The organism is Vibrio sp. 779(2023), from assembly GCF_033344285.1.
GTDB lineage: Bacteria > Pseudomonadota > Gammaproteobacteria > Enterobacterales > Vibrionaceae > Vibrio > Vibrio alginolyticus.
The window spans coordinates 1-1,017 of the sequence record NZ_JAWPOM010000248.1; the positions used below are offsets into that span (position 1 = coordinate 1).

1 protein-coding gene is annotated in these 1,017 nt (G+C 44.7%); it reads right to left on the reverse strand.

Going from position 1 to position 1,017, the window contains the following annotated elements; translation table 11 throughout:
- The coding region (locus tag R8O70_RS26405; protein ID WP_318184612.1) for a PLP-dependent aminotransferase family protein at nucleotides 1-1,017 on the reverse strand (1,017 nt) is incomplete at both ends.

Genomic DNA, 1,017 nt, shown 5'->3' on the forward strand with positions numbered 1-1,017 from the left:
TCTTCTAGTTCATCGTTGCAGGGTAACGATGTATTAAGCCTTAGGTAGTTCTCATAATCTGGTCCGACAGAAAACAACTTACCGAATGCAACGGTGATGTTGTCTGCCAATAACTTCTGATAAATCGCTTTTCCACATTTTGATTCCGGCAGTTCAACCCATAAAAAATAGCCGCCCTCTGGCTGTGTGTAGTGAATCGATTTCGGAAAGTACTTATCGAGAAGCTCAATGAACGCAGATTGTCGCTGCTCAAGATTCTTTCGAAGTTTTCTAAGGTGATTATCATAGCTGTCATTTTGCAAATAATGCGCAATACCTTGTTGGATAGGTGCACTACCTGACAAAGTCGAGATAAGTTGCAGTTTTTGCAGATGCTCATTAAAGCGCTTGTTGACCACCCACCCCAGCCGATAACCCGGGCAAAGACTTTTTGAAAATGACCCGCAATGCAACACACGATCTTGGGTATCAAAAGTTCTCAGCGAACTTGGTTTCTTGTTAGAAAAATAGAGCTCTGAATACACATCGTCTTCAATCAAATACACATCGTGTTTATCAGCAAGCTCGACGATGCGCTGCTTCTGCTCATCGTTTAATGACATTCCGGTTGGGTTGTGAAAGTTCGTCATCAACCAACACGCGCGAACATCATGGTCAGTAAAAGCCGCTTCAATTTGTTGCAATGAGTGCCCGGTGCGCGGGTCTACTGAGATTTCTATCGCCTTTAAGCCCAAACGTTCTATCGCTTGAAGCGCTCCGTAAAATGTTGGCGATTCAACCACGATAGTATCTCCCGGTTGTGTCACGGCCTGAAGGCTCAAATTCAACGCTTCTAACGCCCCTGAAGTAATGACAATGTCATCATGGGTTAACACCATACCTTGTTGAATGTAACGTTGAGCAATCAAACGACGCAGTGATTCAGAGCCCGGCGGTAAGTTATCCAATAACGTCTCTGGCCCCATCTTCCTACCAGAACTGGCCAGATTGCGATTCAACGCATCCAATGGAAACAAC